21 protein-coding genes are annotated in these 17,888 nt (G+C 42.6%); 5 read left to right on the top strand and 16 right to left on the bottom strand.

What is annotated here, in order from left to right:
• Window positions 1–37 precede the first annotated feature (37 nt).
• Window positions 38–592, top strand: a complete 555-nt coding sequence (locus AC0L46_RS12305; protein ID WP_414680449.1) for a peptidylprolyl isomerase — start codon at window positions 38–40, stop codon at window positions 590–592.
• Window positions 582–2,576 (top strand): bifunctional tRNA (5-methylaminomethyl-2-thiouridine)(34)-methyltransferase MnmC2/FAD-dependent 5-carboxymethylaminomethyl-2-thiouridine(34) oxidoreductase MnmC1, encoded by a 1,995-nt coding sequence (gene mnmC / locus AC0L46_RS12300; protein WP_473503956.1) that lies wholly within the window; start codon window positions 582–584, stop codon window positions 2,574–2,576. The genes AC0L46_RS12305 and mnmC overlap by 11 nt, the downstream gene beginning before the upstream one ends.
• 49 nt (window positions 2,577–2,625) lie before the next feature.
• Here the strand turns inward: mnmC and AC0L46_RS12295 are convergent, their stop codons facing one another.
• Window positions 2,626–2,955, bottom strand: coding sequence for a hypothetical protein (locus AC0L46_RS12295; RefSeq protein WP_414680451.1), 330 nt, complete (start codon window positions 2,953–2,955; stop codon window positions 2,626–2,628).
• Between the two features lie 116 nt (window positions 2,956–3,071).
• On the opposite strand from AC0L46_RS12295, the gene cysE reads away from it, so the two are divergent.
• Entirely contained in the window at window positions 3,072–3,887 is an 816-nt protein-coding gene (cysE, locus tag AC0L46_RS12290; protein ID WP_317005958.1) for a serine O-acetyltransferase, read from the top strand.
• A gap of 38 nt (window positions 3,888–3,925) precedes the next feature.
• On the opposite strand, the gene AC0L46_RS12285 is transcribed toward cysE, so the two are convergent.
• From AC0L46_RS12285 to ccmA, 12 genes are all read right to left on the bottom strand, one after another.
• Window positions 3,926–4,162 carry a YheU family protein gene (locus AC0L46_RS12285; protein ID WP_473503953.1) on the bottom strand — a complete coding sequence of 79 codons (237 nt, stop codon included), beginning with the start codon at window positions 4,160–4,162 and terminating at the stop codon, window positions 3,926–3,928.
• Complete coding sequence (gene ligA / locus AC0L46_RS12280; protein WP_473503951.1) at window positions 4,162–6,180, bottom strand: NAD-dependent DNA ligase LigA; 2,019 nt, start codon at window positions 6,178–6,180, stop codon at window positions 4,162–4,164. The genes AC0L46_RS12285 and ligA overlap by 1 nt, the downstream gene beginning before the upstream one ends.
• Before the next feature lie 97 nt (window positions 6,181–6,277).
• Window positions 6,278–7,309: a cell division protein ZipA gene (zipA, locus tag AC0L46_RS12275; protein WP_473503949.1), complete on the bottom strand. Its 1,032-nt coding sequence runs from the start codon at window positions 7,307–7,309 to the stop codon at window positions 6,278–6,280.
• 65 nt (window positions 7,310–7,374) lie between these two features.
• The gene (locus tag AC0L46_RS12270) at window positions 7,375–8,556 is read right to left on the bottom strand and encodes a tetratricopeptide repeat protein (protein ID WP_473503947.1); all 1,182 of its coding nucleotides are present in this window, start codon (window positions 8,554–8,556) and stop codon (window positions 7,375–7,377) included.
• Complete coding sequence (locus tag AC0L46_RS12265; protein WP_473503945.1) at window positions 8,553–8,963, bottom strand: cytochrome c-type biogenesis protein; 411 nt, start codon at window positions 8,961–8,963, stop codon at window positions 8,553–8,555. The genes AC0L46_RS12270 and AC0L46_RS12265 overlap by 4 nt, the downstream gene beginning before the upstream one ends.
• On the bottom strand, window positions 8,960–9,469 hold the full coding sequence (locus AC0L46_RS12260) for a DsbE family thiol:disulfide interchange protein (RefSeq protein ID WP_473503944.1): 510 nt from the start codon (window positions 9,467–9,469) through the stop codon (window positions 8,960–8,962). The genes AC0L46_RS12265 and AC0L46_RS12260 overlap by 4 nt, the downstream gene beginning before the upstream one ends.
• On the bottom strand, window positions 9,462–11,408 hold the full coding sequence (locus AC0L46_RS12255) for a heme lyase CcmF/NrfE family subunit (RefSeq protein WP_473503942.1): 1,947 nt from the start codon (window positions 11,406–11,408) through the stop codon (window positions 9,462–9,464). The genes AC0L46_RS12260 and AC0L46_RS12255 overlap by 8 nt, the downstream gene beginning before the upstream one ends.
• Window positions 11,409–11,432: 24 nt before the next feature.
• Entirely contained in the window at window positions 11,433–11,888 is a 456-nt protein-coding gene (gene ccmE, locus AC0L46_RS12250) for a cytochrome c maturation protein CcmE (RefSeq protein WP_473503940.1), read from the bottom strand.
• Window positions 11,888–12,031 (bottom strand): heme exporter protein CcmD, encoded by a 144-nt coding sequence (ccmD, locus tag AC0L46_RS12245; protein ID WP_473507140.1) that lies wholly within the window; start codon window positions 12,029–12,031, stop codon window positions 11,888–11,890. Before ccmD ends, ccmE begins: the two co-directional genes overlap by 1 nt.
• A 22-nt stretch (window positions 12,032–12,053) precedes the next feature.
• Window positions 12,054–12,800 (bottom strand): heme ABC transporter permease, encoded by a 747-nt coding sequence (locus AC0L46_RS12240; protein ID WP_473503938.1) that lies wholly within the window; start codon window positions 12,798–12,800, stop codon window positions 12,054–12,056.
• A complete protein-coding gene (ccmB, locus tag AC0L46_RS12235) occupies window positions 12,800–13,462 on the bottom strand; it encodes a heme exporter protein CcmB (protein WP_473503936.1) in 663 nt (220 codons plus the stop codon). The genes AC0L46_RS12240 and ccmB overlap by 1 nt, the downstream gene beginning before the upstream one ends.
• Window positions 13,459–14,073, bottom strand: coding sequence for a cytochrome c biogenesis heme-transporting ATPase CcmA (ccmA, locus tag AC0L46_RS12230; RefSeq protein WP_473503934.1), 615 nt, complete (start codon window positions 14,071–14,073; stop codon window positions 13,459–13,461). The genes ccmB and ccmA overlap by 4 nt, the downstream gene beginning before the upstream one ends.
• Before the next feature lie 107 nt (window positions 14,074–14,180).
• On the opposite strand from ccmA, the gene fliK reads away from it, so the two are divergent.
• Window positions 14,181–15,809, top strand: a complete 1,629-nt coding sequence (gene fliK, locus AC0L46_RS12225; protein ID WP_473503932.1) for a flagellar hook-length control protein FliK — start codon at window positions 14,181–14,183, stop codon at window positions 15,807–15,809.
• Window positions 15,809–16,051 carry an EscU/YscU/HrcU family type III secretion system export apparatus switch protein gene (locus tag AC0L46_RS12220; RefSeq protein ID WP_347983058.1) on the top strand — a complete coding sequence of 81 codons (243 nt, stop codon included), beginning with the start codon at window positions 15,809–15,811 and terminating at the stop codon, window positions 16,049–16,051. The genes fliK and AC0L46_RS12220 overlap by 1 nt, the downstream gene beginning before the upstream one ends.
• On the opposite strand, the gene AC0L46_RS12215 is transcribed toward AC0L46_RS12220, so the two are convergent.
• The 3 genes from AC0L46_RS12215 to AC0L46_RS12205 are packed head-to-tail and all read right to left on the bottom strand — an operon-like array spanning window position 16,048 to window position 17,886.
• Window positions 16,048–16,458 (bottom strand): DUF2802 domain-containing protein, encoded by a 411-nt coding sequence (locus AC0L46_RS12215; RefSeq protein ID WP_317003054.1) that lies wholly within the window; start codon window positions 16,456–16,458, stop codon window positions 16,048–16,050. The genes AC0L46_RS12220 and AC0L46_RS12215 overlap by 4 nt on opposite strands.
• 21 nt (window positions 16,459–16,479) lie before the next feature.
• Window positions 16,480–16,971, bottom strand: coding sequence for a chemotaxis protein CheW (locus tag AC0L46_RS12210; RefSeq protein WP_317003053.1), 492 nt, complete (start codon window positions 16,969–16,971; stop codon window positions 16,480–16,482).
• 36 nt (window positions 16,972–17,007) lie between these two features.
• Window positions 17,008–17,886, bottom strand: a complete 879-nt coding sequence (locus tag AC0L46_RS12205; RefSeq protein WP_473503929.1) for a chemotaxis protein CheW — start codon at window positions 17,884–17,886, stop codon at window positions 17,008–17,010.
• Window positions 17,887–17,888: the final 2 nt, after the last annotated feature.

The following is a 17,888-nucleotide window of genomic DNA, read 5'->3' as shown; positions in this document are numbered from 1 at the left end:
ATAATATTGGGTATACATTTAAATAAAGGAAGACTCTATGCGCAAATCTATCATTACTAGCCTTGCCCTACTCGCTTTTTGTTCATCGATACAAGCAACCGAAGTAGATATCTTAACCAACCAAGGAACGATTCGAGTTGACCTAAAAGATGAAGCAGCGCCAAAAACCGTCGAAAACTTCCTACGCTATGTAGATGAAGGCTTCTATGAAAACACCATCTTCCACCGTGTTATTCGCGGTTTTATGATTCAAGGTGGTGGTTTTACTGAAGAGCTAGAACGTAAGAAAACACACAAAGCCGTGGCTTATGAAGGCGATAATGGGTTGGCAAATATTCGTGGAACACTTGCTATGGCCCGTACTCAAAGCCCAGACAGCGCAACATCCCAATTTTTTATTAACCATGTAGACAATGTCTTCTTGAATCATGGTGCTCGCAACGGCGGTGCAGGCTATACCGTATTTGGCGAAGTTCTTTCTGGAATGGAAGTGGTTGATGCCATTGCCGCTTCCGCAACCACCACAGTTGGGCCTTACCAAAATGTTCCTAGAACACCTGTTGTAATCGAGAGTATTACTCGTGTTAACTAGTTACCGTCTCACAGAACCAAAATTAAACTGGGGGGAAGACGGCGCACCCCATTCCACTCAGTTTGATGACGTGTATTTTGATAAAGAATCTGGTTTAGAAGAAACTCGCTACGTTTTTTTAAAACAAAACAAACTGGCTGAACGCTGGAAAAATCTGGAGCAAAATGCCTTTGTCATTGCAGAAACAGGCTTTGGCACAGGTCTTAACTTCTTATGTGCATGGCAAGCGTTTTTAGATATTGCTCCAGCGGATAAACAGCTGCATTTTATTTCTGTCGAAAAGTACCCTCTTTCAAAAGAAGCGCTGAAAACAGCGTTAAAAATGTGGCCTTCTATCGATGATTTTAGTCAGCAATTGGTCGAAGCTTATCCTGAGGTTTGTCATGGTTTTCATCGAATTGAGCTTGAGCAAGGCCGAATTCAACTCACCCTGTGGTTTGGCGAAGCTGAAGAAGGTTTCGCGGCTCTAAACGCCGATGTAGACGCTTGGTTTCTTGATGGTTTTGCACCTAGTAAAAACCCAGAAATGTGGACAGACAAACTTTTCCAACACATTCATAGATTGAGTCACCAAGGCACAACCTGTTCAACCTTTACAGCCGCAGGCATTGTCCGCAGAGGCTTAAAAGAAGTTGGATTCGATGTTAAGAAAGTAAAAGGCTTTGGCCAAAAAAGAGAAATGGTTGTCGCTGAATTAACACAGGACAGTCGCCCTATTACAGAACGCATGTCTCAAGGGGAAGCTTGGTTTAATGTTCGATCTGAAGCCGCGCCTGAGGTGACTAAAGTATTGGTGGTTGGTTCTGGTTTAGCTGGAGCCAATACAGCTTATGCATTGGCTCAGCAAGGTGTTCAAGTGGTTGTTTGGGAAAAAGGAAGTCATATCGCTTGCGCAGCATCAGGCAATCCGCAAGGCATGCTTTACCCAAAACTCACCGCACAAGACTCATTCCTAAATCGCTTTTATTTATCTGGCTATCTACACGCAACTCGACTCTATGCCAAGCTTGATAAAAATAAAGCGTTTTGGGATCAATGTGGGCTTATTCAAATCCCCAAAAATGATAAAGAGAATGAGCGTTTCCAGACGCTTTTAGAAGCAAAGCTCTACCCAGAGATTGTTCTACAAGCCTCAAATGAAAAACCAGGCAGTATTCTACTGCCTTTGTCCGGCTGGGTTGCACCGGGTGAATTGTGTCGTACTCTTTTGTCTCACGATAATATCAAAGTACAGCTCAACACACCTTTAGAGCAACTAGAGCAAGTCACAAAAGACTCAAACTGTTGGAAAGCCACATCTGGCTCTCAATCAGCACTTTTCTCTCATGTGGTGCTTTGTACCGCTAACGATACAAATACCTTAAACGTCTCAGCGAACATGCCCATTAAACCAGTTCGTGGACAAGTTTCTTGCCTTACTTTAGAAAAAGCACAGCAGTCTTGTTCAGAGAAAAACATCCCTCTCGACAAGATTACAATTGAAAAGGTGCTATGTGAATTCGGCTATGTGTCACCACCAATGAATGGCTTGATACATTTTGGCTCTACATACGACTTAAAAGACGATGACTCTCAGGTGCGAGCAGAAGGTCATAAAAGAAATCTGACCATTTTGGAAACGCTTCTTGATGCGCCCAATGACACTTTCAAAACAGAGGATTGCGAAGGTCGAGCTTCATTTCGTTGTACTGTCTCAGATTACACGCCCATTGTTGGCCCTGTCATGTCTGAAGATAGATACCAAGAAGCTTATGCGCATTTGCAAAAGAACGCGAAATGGAAATCGGATGAAGTGGCTGAGCCATTGAATCAGCTGTATTTGAATATCGGTCATGGCTCAAGAGGTTTAGTCTCAACGCCATTAAGTGGACAATATATTGCCAGCTTAATTACCCACACACCTTCGCCTATCGAACAGGAAGTAGGTTATAAACTGCACCCGAGCCGATTCATCATTCGCGAATTGAAGCGTCGCCAAGGGTAACCAATCAACCTGCATTGAGCCATTTCAATGCAGGTTTTGATTTTACTTTCTAGGACTCAAACAACTCACAAGCACTTGGAATAAGCTCTGCTAATTTATTGGCTGTTTGTTGACGATAGATGTATTTATCTAACTCAGGCAGCAAGGAACGCAACTTTTTACTGAGCTGCAACAAATTTGGGTTCATTGGCTCGTATGGATAAACATGGTCTTGCAAACTCAATTTGTGCAATTCATCTAGCTCATCTTGCAAAGTACTTTTCATCGCAAACAAACGATCTTTCTGGCTAATATCATTGGTCTCCCAATAAGCATCAGAAAAGGACGCATTCAGTTCATAAAAAATATGCAGTGCATCAGCAACATTCTTTTTAGACATATTATCTCCATCTTTTTGAGCAATCTTCGCATTGCCCCTTGTAATGTTTCACCCTAACCTTATAACCTACATTCTAAACATGAACGAATATAGGTGAATACCCCTTGAGTACAACAATGCCTCATGCCGTGACCCAAAACAATTTATGGCAATCTCTACAGGCCGAAGCAGAAAAACTTGCACAAGACGAGCCAATTTTAGCCAGCTACTTCAACACCACAATTTTACGTCATGACTCATTGTGTTCAGCGTTAAGCTTTTTGCTCGCCAGTAAATTAGACAGCATATCAATACCCGCCATGGTTTTGCGAGAAGTATTCCAAGAAGCCATGGCAGACACTAACTCTGGCATTGTCAGCTCCATCGAGCAAGATATTTTAGCAATTAAAGAAAGGGACGCCGCTTGCGACACGCTTACAACGCCTTTGTTATTTTTTAAAGGTTTCCACGCATTGCAAACATATCGCGTTGCAAACTGGTTATGGAAAAATAACAGAAAGAGTTTAGCTCTGTATTTACAAGGGCAAATGTCTATGGTGTTTAGTGTCGACATTCACCCAGCTGCGACAATTGGCTGCGGCGTCATGCTCGACCACGCAACAGGTCTTGTTGTTGGTGAAACTTGCATTATTGAAGACAATGTCTCAATTTTGCAATCCGTTACCCTTGGCGGTACAGGGAAAGAACACGGCGACCGCCATCCTAAGATTCGTTCTGGTGTGCTTATTGGCGCAGGTGCGAAAATTCTGGGCAATATCGAAGTGGGTGTTGGTGCCAAAATCGGTGCCGGAAGTGTTGTGCTAGAAGCAGTTGAGCACCATACAACAGTCGCGGGTGTGCCAGCGAAAGTCGTCGGGCGTAATACGGAAGAAGAGCCAGCTCTGGAAATGGATCACAACATCAACCATTGCCTGCGTGATAGCTCAAAATAATCACAGACTATTCACTGCGCTAAAAAATAATTACGACCTCACATGAGGTCGTAATTATTTAAAGCATCCTTTGGAACCATTTTGATGGTTTCACTCTCCGTATCAAACAGCAAGAACGCATCACCGCTTTCTAAAGCCCGTAATGCTTGTTTACGCTTCTGTTCAACCGATAAATCATACTCACCGTAGTCTGTACCATCACGGGACACAATATCGTCTAAGATGGTCTCTAGTGTAGAAGCTTCCAATGAGCCATGAGGAATCAAAGTATCCATTACAGTGCTCCATGCTCATGTAACAAAGCAATCACACCCGCCTCGTCTATAATAGGCACATTAAGAGATTGGGCCTTAGTGAGTTTTGAGCCTGCTTTTTCACCTGCAACCAAACAATCTGTTTTTGCCGAAACAGAACCACTCACTTTAGCACCAAGAGCCAGCAGTTTGTCTTTGACTTGATCTCGACTAAATTGACTTAGAGACCCTGTCACTACATACACTTTTCCTGCTAATGGAAGCTCTTCAAGTGATGCTTGCTGTTTTTTCTCCCAGGTTACACCGGCTTCTAACAAGCCATGAATCGTTTCTCTATTTGCTTCTTGATCGAAAAACATTTTGACGTGTTGCGCGACAATCGGGCCTACATCATCTACTTCCACCAGCGCTTCTTGCTCAGCCGCCATCAAATCTTCCAACTCATTGAAGTAGCTGGTTAATGCTCGCGCAGTTGCTTCACCCACTTCACGAATACCTAAAGCGTATATAAAGCGATTAAACTGAGTTGCTTTCGCACTTTCAATCGAGCTGAGTAGCTTTTCTACCGACTTCTGCCCCATACGCTCCATCTTCAAAAGAGCTTCTTTCTTCTCATGCAAGGTAAAGATATCAACAGGCGTTTTGACCATTTCCTGATCTACTAACTGTTCAATTAATTTATCTCCTAAACCATCAATATCCATCGCCTTACGCGATACAAAATGCTTCAAGGACTCTTTTAATTGAGCACCACAAACCAAGCCGCCAGTACAGCGAATAACAGCTTCCCCTTCCACTTGCTCAACATCCGAATGACAGATAGGACAAGTGCTTGGAAAATCCACTTCAAAAGCGTTCTCAGGGCGTTTTTCAACAACAACTTGCACCACTTTTGGGATCACATCACCCGCACGGTGAATGATGACATAATCGTTTACTTGAACACCTAAACGAGCAATTTCATCTTTATTGTGCAATGTCGCATTAGACACCGTTACACCACCCACAAAAACAGGCTCAAGCCTTGCTACAGGCGTAATAGCCCCTGTTCGCCCCACCTGAAAGTCAATTCCCAAGACTTTCGTCATTTCTTCTTGAGCGGGGAATTTTCTCGCAATCGCCCATCGAGGTGCACGAGCAATAAAGCCTAGCTGATTTTGCAGTGCAATTTTATCGACTTTATAAACAATACCATCAATGTCATAAGTCAGGTCTGCGCGCTTTTCATTGAGCATTTCATAGTACTCAATACAACCTTCAGATCCTTCAACCCGCTGCATAAGATCATTGATACGGAAGCCCCATTCGCTTAACTGCAACAGACCATCATAATGGCTTTCAGGCTGCTCCCAACCTTCCACATAGCCAATGGAATAAGCACACATCACCAAAGGACGCGACGCGGTAATTTTAGGGTCTAATTGGCGCAGGCTACCTGCTGCTGCGTTGCGAGGGTTTACGAATACTTTGTCACCTTTCTCTGCCGCCAACTGATTCAGCTTTTCAAAGCCGTCTTTCGGCATGTAAATTTCACCACGCACTTCAACAACAGCAGGAGGTGTGTCTGTGCGTAATTTTAAAGGCACGGAATAAAGGGTTTTAATATTGGATGTTATGTCTTCACCTGACAAACCATCGCCACGAGTCACACCACGAACCAAACGCCCTTCTTCATAACGCAAGCTAATGGCCAAACCATCTAATTTTGGCTCGCAGCAATACACAAGTTTTTCAGCATTAAGCAGTTTGCGAATACGCTGATCAAAGTCCGCTAAGGATTCATTATCAAACGCATTATCCAAAGACAGCATAGGAACAGTATGAGCAACATTGGCAAAGCCATTATCAGGCTTTTCACCAACGCGTTGGGTTGGAGAATCTGGTTGAATCCAATCTGGCTGACTTGATTCGATTTCTTGAAGTTGGCGATAAAGACGATCATATTCCGCATCAGGAACGATTGGCTCATCTTTTACATGATAGGCATAACTGTAATCGTTAAGTTGCTGAATCAAGTTCAGCATTTGCTGTTGCGTCATGTTTATTTCTTGGCTCATATATTAGGTAAACTCAAAATCTTGTGTCTAAAACAATCAAGGCCCCTTAGGGCCCTGATTTCTTCTTAGATCTCGTTTTCTACTGTTTGTTACGCATTAGTCGGCGACGTTCAAAATCACGTATTCGCTGGCGACAATGAGCAATCGTTTGCTCACTCATCGGCGTTCGACGCTCGTCGTATAATTCACCACCGAGATTTCTGACTAGGGTTTGAGCTGTTTCAAGCATAAAATCAAATGCTTTCATGCTGTTTTTAGGCCCTGGTAAGCCCATAAAAAAGCTCACGCCAGGAGACTCACCTTCGCCCATGGTTTCTAAATCAAAAGTGCCCGGCTCAATGGCATTTGCCATGCTAAATTGAACTCGACCACGATCGAAACCATCTTCATGACGGTGGAAAATGTCCATATCGCCATAACGCATGCCGCAGTTCAAAATAAGCTGAAGCAATTCCATACCTGCAAAATTTTGGTCTTCCGGCGCAAAGATATTTATAACAATGACTTCTTCAATTTCTGTCGGTGCGGCTTCTTCGTCGAAATCATCTTCTTCCAAGTCATCAATAATGCCTTGAGGTGTTACCTGACCAATATCGACTTCAGAATAGCTACGCTCATAATCTTCTTCATCCTGATAACCAGCGCTGCTTTGAACCTCAGCTGGTGTATCAAGGTCAAGCTCATCTTGCTCATAGAAGCCGTCGTCTAAATAGTCTTGCTCGGCCATGGCTGTGCCATCAAACTCTTTTTCTGGCACCAAGGAAGCAAGCTCATCAAGATGCAACTCGTCATCTCTATCTAACTCAGGGCCAGAGTCCACTTTATGAGGCACATCTGTCAGAGGTGCATGGGCTGTTTTTCGAGCATTTTCAAAGGCATTTACAATAGGATTTTGAGATGCCTCTGCACGCTCATCATATTCACCTTTTTTATAAGACGTAGGAGCTTGGGTAAATGACGTCACTTCATCCAAGTCTTCCAGTTCATCATAACTATCATCTGATTGAGCAAACTCTTGCCCTTTTTTATAACGACGAAATCCATCTATGAGGATAACGACAATAATGACGACCCCAATCAAGATTAGCCACTCACGCAAGCTAAATTCCATTACACATTCCGAATTACATCTATTTAAGTTGACAGTATTATCAAACGAAGCGCCTTAGGATTCAATTATAAGGACACCTTGATTACGATAATCTCTTTACTATTTATAACAGAACCTTCTTTTATACCGATAATTTGTCCTTTTGTCAGATCATTGTCATTAACACTCGACAATTTCACTACCAAATCGACTTGCTCCATTTCCGCCAAGGTCGCTGTTGGCATCAAAGCATCAAGGTTTGTTAACAAAATCGGTTGCCCTAGCTCATCAGGAAATACTCTCTGTATCGCCACTGGCATTTTTTGCCCTTCTGCTAAAGCATAAACCAACAACACATCATTAGCATGCCATTGCAGGTTACTTGGGTCCCATTCTATTTTGACCGCAATTTGGTCAGTAATAATAGGAGCGACTTGATCATAGCCAATATTGCCTTCTTCACGAGCTTTGTTAATAGCAGACATCAAGGCAATACGTTCTGCTGAACGAGGATTATAACGAATGGCTTCTTGCCACGCTAAAACAGCGCCAAGATAATTCTTCTGATCAAATTCCGACACACCTTTTAAACCCAAAGCGGTGGCTTCTGTCGGTACATCATTTAGTATTTGATCCACTACTCGACGCATTTTATTTGAGCTTTGATTGCCGCTCGCATAAAAAATAGTTTGCGCATATTCGACTAATAAACTTATGCGGTTTTCAGCACTTTCTGGCAATTTATCTAATGCTTTTTCAAAAGCGATAACAGCCTCGTTGTACTTTCCCGCACTGACAAAGTCCGTGGCTTCGTAATACCAATCTTCTGCTCGGTCGTAGCGACGGCTTCGATACTGAAGAAAATCACTTATTTTTTCTGGTGTCAGTTGTTGGTTTTGCAAATCTTGTGTAAAAGCAACTTCTTTTGAATAACCCATCCACTGATAAAGGCTCACACTGCCTAATACGGCAATGGAAATGATCAGCAACATGACCCAATGAGCCAACCGAGAATCGCTGCCAAAAGAAAAAGATCGTATAGTGGAATCTTGATTTGACTCGTGCTCAATATCTTTTAAAAGCTGCGCCGACTCCAATTCTGTTAATCGACCGGCGTCCACTTCTTCTGCAATTTCCGCTCTTCGTACCTTGGCAAAATTTTGCTGAGCCTTGTTCGCCCTCTTAGCAGAACCTAACGTGATTGAGTAATAAAGAAACAAAATGCTCAACACCATCATGGCGCACATAATTAAATAAGCCACAATCATAAAGAAGCCTCACGTTCTCTTCGGTTTGCCCTTAAGACTAGAACAAAGGCGACAAGTCCCAACCCAAGTAAAATAAAAGGCCCGTACCAGAGCAAAAAAGTCGCAGAAGATTGTTGTGGTCGATAAAGCACAAACTCACCATAGCGAGCGACCATGTATTCGATGATTTCTTGGTCTGTTTTTCGATTTTCGATCATTTGATGAACTTGCTCTCGTAAATCAACAGCAATACCGGAAGCAGAGTCCGCTAAATTCTGATTCTGACATTTCGGGCAACGTAACTCTTCAATCAAACTTTGATAGCGCGTTTTATTCAAAGCAGAACTAAATTGCATAATTTCATCTGCCATACTGCTGACAGAAAAAGCCAATACAAGCCATGTAAAAAGTACTTTCAGTGAAGTCATTGTAAATAGCCTCGAATCTCTGGCCAGTTTTCAGCTGTAATGGGACCTTGATGCCGATATACAATGTCACCAGAACGGTTCACAACAAAGGTTTCTGGTGCGCCGGTCACGCCTAAATCAACACCAAAGTGTCCCAATTCGTCCATCAATATCATTGTGTATGGATTACCTTTTTCACTGAGCCATTGTTCAGCCAACGCTTTCTCATCTTTATAATCCACGCCCACCAAGGTTACACCTTGTTCGGCAAGTTCTACCAAGAATGGATGCTCGACATGACATGCAGGACACCAAGTGCCCCAGAAATTAATCAAATAAGCCTGCTTGGGTAAATCCTCTTGGGTCAGAAGTTGATCCGTTTCCAATGAAACCAACTTAAAATCTGGCACCTTTTTCCCAATCAAAGCCGAAGGCATATATTGAGTGTCTTTACCCAACTGAAGGTAGAAGAAGACGCCCAATATCAAAAACACGAAAAACGGAATAAAGAGTAAAATTTTACGCATTGGCCGCACCTACTCGTCTTTTATAACGCTTATCCAGTGCCGCTAATAAACCACCAGCCATCATCATCAAACCGCCTAACCATATCCAGCGAACAAAGGATTTCACATAAATCCGAACACCCCAAGCAGCACCGTCCAGTTTTTCGCCTAATGAAATATATAAATCCCTCGTAAAACCAGCGTCCAACGCGGCTTCTGTCATAACCTGCTGCCTCGTTGTGAACAAACGCTTTTCAGGGTGCAGTTCAGCAACAAGTTCGCCATTTTTGTAAGCCGTAAAATGTCCTTTATCAGCAACATAATTTGGCCCTCTTACTTGCTCTAAAGCATCAAATCGGAATTCATAACCAGCAAAATTAGCTGAATCTCCCGGAGAGAGTCTTAATAAAGACTCGCTGCTATTGAGACTCACTAAAACAATTCCAACTAGCGAGACAACAATGCCAAGATGAGCCAACAACATGCCGTAGTAGTTTCTTGGTAGTTGGCGAGCACGAGGAATAATACCTTTGGTTCCAGCCGAAACCTTGCTAAACCAGTCACTAAAAGACAAACAAACAACCCAGAAGACAACCGCCAGACTCAACCAAGCAATGAAGTTCAGCTCATAAACAAAGATCACAATGGCAGACAGCAAAATCGATAAAGCCGCCGACACTAAACAAGGCCAGAGGAATACATTGGCTTTGGTGTGATGCCATTTTGAAAGAGGACCAACCGCCATAAAGACAATTAACAGTAACGCGATAGGAGTAAATACCGTATTGAAATAAGGCGCACCAACGGATATTTTGCCTAAACCCAAAGCATCAAAAATCAATGGATATAAAGTGCCAAGCAACACTGTCAGCGTTAGCACTGTGAGTAGAATATTATTCAGCAACAACCAAGCCTCTCGACCTGTCACGCCAAATGACACGGTCGATCTCACTTGAGCGGCTCGAATCGCGTATAACAACAAACTACCGCCAACAAATAAGAACAATAAGGCCAAAATGAAGACGCCACGAGTTGGATCAGCAGCGAAGGCATGAACAGACGTTAAAACGCCAGAGCGAACCAAAAACGTACCTAGCAGAGACAAACAAAAAGTAAAGATGGCCAGTAAAACCGTCCAGCTTTTAAAAACGCCTCGCTTTTCTGTTACGGCTAACGAATGCAATAAGGCCGTTCCAGCTAGCCAAGGCATGAAAGACGCATTTTCAACTGGGTCCCAGAACCACCAGCCGCCCCAACCAAGCTCATAGTAAGCCCACCAACTTCCCAAAGTAATGCCAAGCGTTAAAAACGCCCACGAAGCTGCCGTCCAAGGTCTTGCCCAGCGAGCCCAAGAGGAACTTAAATTTCCAGTAATAAGTGCAGCAACCGCAAAAGCAAAGGCGACAGAAAAACCAACATAGCCCATATACAAAAGTGGCGGATGAACAATCAAGCCAAAGTCTTGTAGTAATGGGTTTAAATCACCACCATCTGCCGGAGTATTGGGTAACAAACGAATAAAAGGAGAAGAAGTAAAAAGAAGAAAGGCCAGAAAACCTGTGCTTATTATTCCTAAAACAGCCAAAACAATAGGGCCAATGTCTTTTGGAAGCGTTTTAATTTTTAAAGCAACGGCAGAACACCAACCAACTAAAATCAACGCCCAAAGTAGCAAAGAACCTTCATGGCCACCCCAAACAGCACTCAGCTTGTACCAAATTGGCAGTTGAGAATTCGAGTTTTGACTGACATACAAAACAGAAAAATCATCGATGGCAAAAGACCAAGTCAATATAACAAAGCCAATTAACACCCAGAATGACATGATGAAAGTAAGCGGTCTGGCCATTTCCAACAGCAAGCGGTTATTAGCCCAGTAGCCAAACAAGGGAACAAACGCCAGAGAACAGGCAAAAAACAATGACAGTATTAACGAGAACTGACCAATTTCGGGAAGCATATAAAGCCTAGATTAATGAGTAAATTATTTTTTCGTCATCGTCTTTGATGATTCGCCTTGGGCATTTTCTAATGCCTCTGTGACTTCTGGCGGCATATATTTTTCATCGTGTTTTGCCAGTACTTGAGTCGCAACCAGTACACCATCAGAATTCAGCTTTCCTTGCGCCACAATGCCCTGACCTTCCCTAAATAAATCGGGCAAAATACCGCTAAATTCGATTTTCACTTTATGTTGAAAATCAGTCACATCAAAAGAAACCGCTAAAGTCTCTGGATGACGAACAACACTGCCTTCAACCACCATTCCACCTGCACGGATATTCGCATTGTATGGCGCTTCACCTGCCGCTATCTGAGAAGGCGAATAAAACAGGTTTATATTTTGTTGAAGCGCATACATAACCAAACCAACCGCCGCACCTAGCAGCATAAGAATGATTAGGATGACCAATAAGCGTTTTTTCCTAATAGGATGCATCAGATAGTTTCATCTCTTTGAAAGCGTTTACGCAGTGCCTTTTTTACATGTCGACGTTTAGATAAAGTCGACCAAGTTATAAAAATCAAAGACACGACACTAAATCCATATACGGACCAAACATACACACCGTGTCGGCCCATTTCAAAAAAGTCGTTTAGGCTGTCAAAGGCCATATTTCATCACCTCTTCTTTCACCCAATGCGACCTGTGTTCCCGAGCCAAAATTTCCGTCTGCATACGCCATAATGCCAACCCAGCAACCAAACAATACAAACCAATTGTGGAGAACAATAAAGGCAACCACATTTCCACTGGCATCGCTGGTTTTTCCGTCAATGTGAATGTCGCGCCTTGATGTAGCGTATTCCACCACTCAACAGAGTATTTGATAATGGGTAAATTGAGTAACCCAACCACACTCAATACTGCAACCGCCTTATTGGCTAATAGCAGGTCAGTCAATGAATTCTGTAATGCGATAATTCCCATATACAATAAAAAAAGCACTAGTACAGAGGTCAATCTTGCATCCCAAACCCACCAAGTACCCCAAGTCGGCTTTCCCCAAATCGCACCAGACACCAGAGCCATTAACGCCATAACCGCACCAATAGGAGCAACGGCTTTAATAAAGATAGGGGCGATTTTCATTTGCCAAACAAGGAAAACCAACCCAGAAACGCCCAAAGCGAGATAGCATGACTGAGCCAACATAGCGACAGGAACGTGAATATAAATAATCCGAAAGCTGTTACCTTGCTGATAATCTTCAGGAGCAAAAGCCAGCCCCCAAATCAAACCAACCACCAAGCTAACGCAGCCAACAATAAATAAGGGTAACGCCCAAGGTTTGGAACAATGAAAAAACCACTTCGGCGATCCCAGTTTATGAAACCAAGCCCAATTCATTAGTTTGTACTCGCTTTTATAGCAATTGCAGTCATGAAAGGCGCAATGACCAAAGACAATAAGAAAATAGCCAACAAGATCGCCAACAAGCCTAAATAAGGCAAGCCTAGTTGAGCTGCTCGCACAGCCGATGTAGCAAAAATGATAACAGGCAAATAAAAGGGCAAAATCAAAAGCATCACTAAAATAGCACCTTGTTTTAAGGAAACCGTTAAAGCGGCACCAATTGCACCGATTAAAAACAAACTCGGCGAGCCAATCACCAGAGTGGCTATAAGCACCCAAAAACTACCATCTGGCAAATACAACATTTCGGCTAACAGAGGCATCATGAATAACAAGGGTAAAAGTACAACAAGCCACTGCGCCGTTGTTTTAAGCAACATCAATAAAGGCAAAGACAAACCACTCATAATCAATTGCTCTAATGAGCCATCTGCATAATCTTCTTTAAACATACTTTCTGTTGCCATGAGAACCGCAAGCAGCGTCGCACACCAAACAATTCCATCGGCCGACGGCGCTAAAAATTCAGCCGAAGGATTAACTCCCAAAGGAAACAAAACGACAACCATCAGAAAAAACAAAAGCGCATTAAAAACGTTTTGCTTACGTCGCCATAAGACTAAAATTTCGGCTTTAATAAAAGATAAATACGTCATATAGGCAGGCAAATATCTCTAGATTGAAGAGACAATAAATCTTGGTGTGTTGTTAACATCACTGCGCCACCTGATGCTGTATGTTGTGCTATACGCTTTTCTAAAATGCTCACACCTTCGGCATCCAAAGAAGCAAAAGGTTCATCCAACAGCCATAGTTTTTGTTTGCTGAGCCATAATCGAGACAAGGCCACGCGCTTTGTTTGACCTGCGGACAAGGTACTGACAGAAGAATCTGAAAAAGCCAACAACTCCAATGTATTTAATGCTGAATGCAGTTCATCAGATGAAGATGTAGGACAATACCAACGAAGATTTTCTTCAACAGTGAGGGCTTTTTTCACACCTGCCGAATGACCTAAATATAAGGTATTCTCCTGTAGGATTTGGCGCTTTTCTGTTACTTCTTGACCTTTATAAAATATATCGCCCTCTAATGGCGATAAAATGCCTGCAATCACCTTCAACAGAGAACTTTTCCCTGTTCCGTTCTCTCCTAAAATGCGAAGAACATCACCAAACTGAACATCGAACGAAAGGCTTTTACAAAGATCCCTCTCTCCGCGCTCAATCCAAAGGTCTGATATTGTTAAAAAAGAAGAAGATTGCAAAAGATTTATCCATTCAGGTCGATATATTAATCAACATCATTAGTGAATATTAAAGCTCTCGTATTATATGAGATTCTTTCTTAAATAACGAACTCGTAGGCAAGCACATGATCTCTGACATCCGTTCAACGCTCAATGCAAACTCTGACAAGCAGAATATGAACGGCACAGTTTCAAACTATACAGGGACGCTTGCTAAACTCGCGAATGAACTCAAGTTCATTGAGAATATGAGCTTAATTAAATTTCAAGGCAGTGAAACCCTCAACCACCAAGGCAAGCCTGTTCAACTTTTACACGCCATCAGCTCACAGCAGCCTTTTACTTTAATTAATACAGGGGCGCCAATTGACCTTAGTGACATCAAAAGTGCTCAACTTAATAAGACTAATCCGCTTCAAGCCACTTTAACCACAACAAAAGAAAGCTTGCCGACACAAACCAACCAACCTCAAACTACTCAAACGAGCCGTACAGAAAATTTGGTGCTCGCTTCTCGAGTGTTAAACCTGACCGTTATATCGACACCTGTTGCTGTCACTTCAACTGCGAATCAGGTCACCAGTAATTCACAAAATAACACTCAGCCGAAGACCCCTAGTTCGAATGCCTCTAATCCGGTCGCGCCATCAACAGCAAACACACAAACGAATAATCAAACCAACACCCAACCAACACAAATGACATCGGCTAATACATCAGCACCTAACCCTTCTCAAATAGCACAAGGCAATACAACACCCGCAAACTCGACATCTGGAAACATAACACCAAGCAACACTCCCTTACTTGCTACGGTAACAGACGGCAAAACAGAATTTTCTATTCTAAGCCAAACCGAGTTAAAGCGAGGGGATGTTGTTCGAGTCCTTGTTGATACAAACAATCAAATGCAAGCATTACCACCAAAAGCAGAAGCCGCTTCACTTTCTTCCCATCAAGAAGCGCTAAAACAGAGCCTACCGAAGCAACTGTCTCTAGAAGGCATGACTCAGCTAGTCAGACAGTTGAGCAACATGAGCGAAGCAACAAATCTTCCAACTCAAACACAACAAGCTCTGAAACAGCTCGTACAGAGTTTGCCAACGCTCACAGGCCTTACTTCTTCGCCAGAAGCCATGAAACAAGCGATCCAAACCAGCGGTACTTTTAGCGAGTCTTTACTCTTACAAGACAGCAAAACGCAACTTCCAGAAGACTTAAAGCTCAACTTGACTCGACTTAAAGATGTTCAAGAAAGTACTGGCGCTTTACGACTTGGTACAGTTCCAACAGAACAAATCGCAAATGCTATTGAGCGAATTACCACCACTCAATTACGCAATTTTTCGGAGAATAACCAAACCATCTCTCCAACCTATCCTCTTCATATCGAGCTGCCGATTAGAAACGGCCTTACTCAGAATCTGGTGCAAATAGAAATTCATAAGGACTCAAGCAATCAAGGAGAACGAAAACAAGAAAGACGTTGGCTAGTAAAGCTCAAGTTTGATTTTGAAGAGACAGGAAAGTTTGAAGCCAGCACCAGCATACAAGCCAACAAAGTGAGTATTATTTTCATTGCAGAAGAAGCCGACACACTGCATAAACTCAAACAAAACATGCCTAAACTGAAGGAACAATTGCGAGACAAAGACATAGAAGTCGAAAGGTTGGATACGTTTCAAGCAAAGCTAGCTAACCCAGAAAAAAGCCTACAAACACATAATAAACCTTTAATCGATGTGAGAACCTGATGAAGAAGGCCATCGCGCTAAAATACGACTACAACACAGCCCCTATTGTCAGCGCAAAAGGAAGTGGATTATTAGCAGAAAAAATCATGGAGGTAGCAAAGGAAAACGATGTCATGCTACACCAAAGCCCTGAGCTCGTTGAAATGCTAAGTACCTTGGAGTTAGGAGAGGAAATTCCAGAGTCACTTTATTTGGCGGTTGCTGAAATTATCGCTTTCGCCCACAAAGTGAAGGATTATTAATGGTAGTCTGAGCTATGTTTATGACGAGATTCTTTCTTCAACAAGCTAATCAATTCTGCTTCGGCGCGGATCAACCCACACTTAGATACTAGATCATCAATCGTAGCGCCCATTTCCAAAAGCTCCATAGCTCGATTATAAGAAACACTGCCCTCTTTCGACAAAATTTCTGACTGTTTCTCAACCGCGAGATTTAATTTCTTCTCAATAGCTACCAGTCGTCGCCCCATACCAATTGACCCAGAGGCAAGTACTTGCACCTGTTTCTTTTGGTTCTGATCCGACTCAACCTGCTGACGCTTCATTGCCTTCAGGTGTCTAGACATACGAAACGCCCAGACACTAACCGCAATTAGCAACACAAATTGAAGTGTCAGTAAAAGGTTAAATAACCATTGAGATTCCATTAAATACAACTACCCTATTACTTACATTGAGCTCACTTCAGACCATTCATCTTCTGATAGAAGCTTATCCAAATCCACAAGAATCAACAAAATATCATTTTTATGGCAAACGCCTTGAATAAACTTAGAAGACTCTTCATTTCCTACATTCGGAGACACTTCTATCTCAGATTGACGTAAATAAACCACTTCAGATACAGCATCAACCAACATACCAATTACATGACCTTCCACTTCCAAGATCATGATTCGAGTTGAGTCTGTAATTTCACCAGAAGCTAAACCAAAGCGCTGGCGAGTATCCATGACAGTTACCACAGTACCGCGCAAATGAATAATCCCCAAAACAAAGCTTGGAGCACCTGGCACAGGAGCAATTTCAGAGTAACGCAAAACTTCCTTAACTTGCATAACATTTACACCATAGATTTCATTCTCTAGGCAAAATGTCACCCATTGCAACATAGGATCTTCTGATTGAGTTTCACTTTTTAACGCTAAACTAGTCGACATTATTCATCTCCCACGATCAAAAGCTGATCATCACAATTATTTGAGCGAGCCTTTAAATCCATTTTTTGGATCTTCTAACAATTCTATAAAACCCTGTACATCAAGTATGGCACACATATGATCAATTACGGTACCGGCTAACCAAGGTCTTTTACTTCTATCACTTCGCCATTTTACTTGGGATGGTTCTAAGGTTATTGCTTCAGCTACGCGCTCACAAGCAACCCCCCAGTTGGATCTATCCAGTTGTATCACAAAATGAAACTGCTCTTTTAAATCACCTTCATAATGATTCGGCATTACCCATCTTGCCGTGTCCACAGTACGAAGGTTGAAGTCACCAACATTCGCGACACCCATAAACCAATCCGGCTGCCCAAAGATAGAGGTTAATTTCTCTTTTTCACTTTGAAAAATCCCACCCAGCTCAATGAGTGGAACGGCCATTTTTAAGCCTCCAACATAAAAGAGTAAGCATTCAAAACGACCAACTGCCCAAGGTAAAGGGTCTGTTTTCGATATTTTTTTAACTGGCTCTGGCTCTGGCTCTGGCTCTGGCTCTGGCTCTGGCTCTGGCTCTGGCTCTGGCTCTGGCTCTGGCTCTGGCTCTGGCTCTGGCTCAATAGTCTCTTGCGTTTCTAATTCTACTGGCAACTCATCTGTTGACTCTGATATCGCTTTTTCAAATTCTTCAAATGAAGCATCTAAAGAGGACAACTCCTCTTCACTTAAACCAGACTCCTCTGTAGCAGGTTCATCATTCGTTACATCATCTACATCTTGATCTAACAAAGCCTCATCAACTTCAATGGGCGGCTGTTCTGTTGTCGCTTCATGCAATAAATCATCAAGATACTTTTGAACCGCAGCTTGAGGACCTATTAACGTTTGTTCCTTACTCTTTGTTTCTTTCATAA

The sequence above is a fragment of the Marinomonas sp. 15G6-16 genome (assembly GCF_055809555.1).
This window is presented reverse-complemented; position numbering and strand designations above follow the sequence as displayed.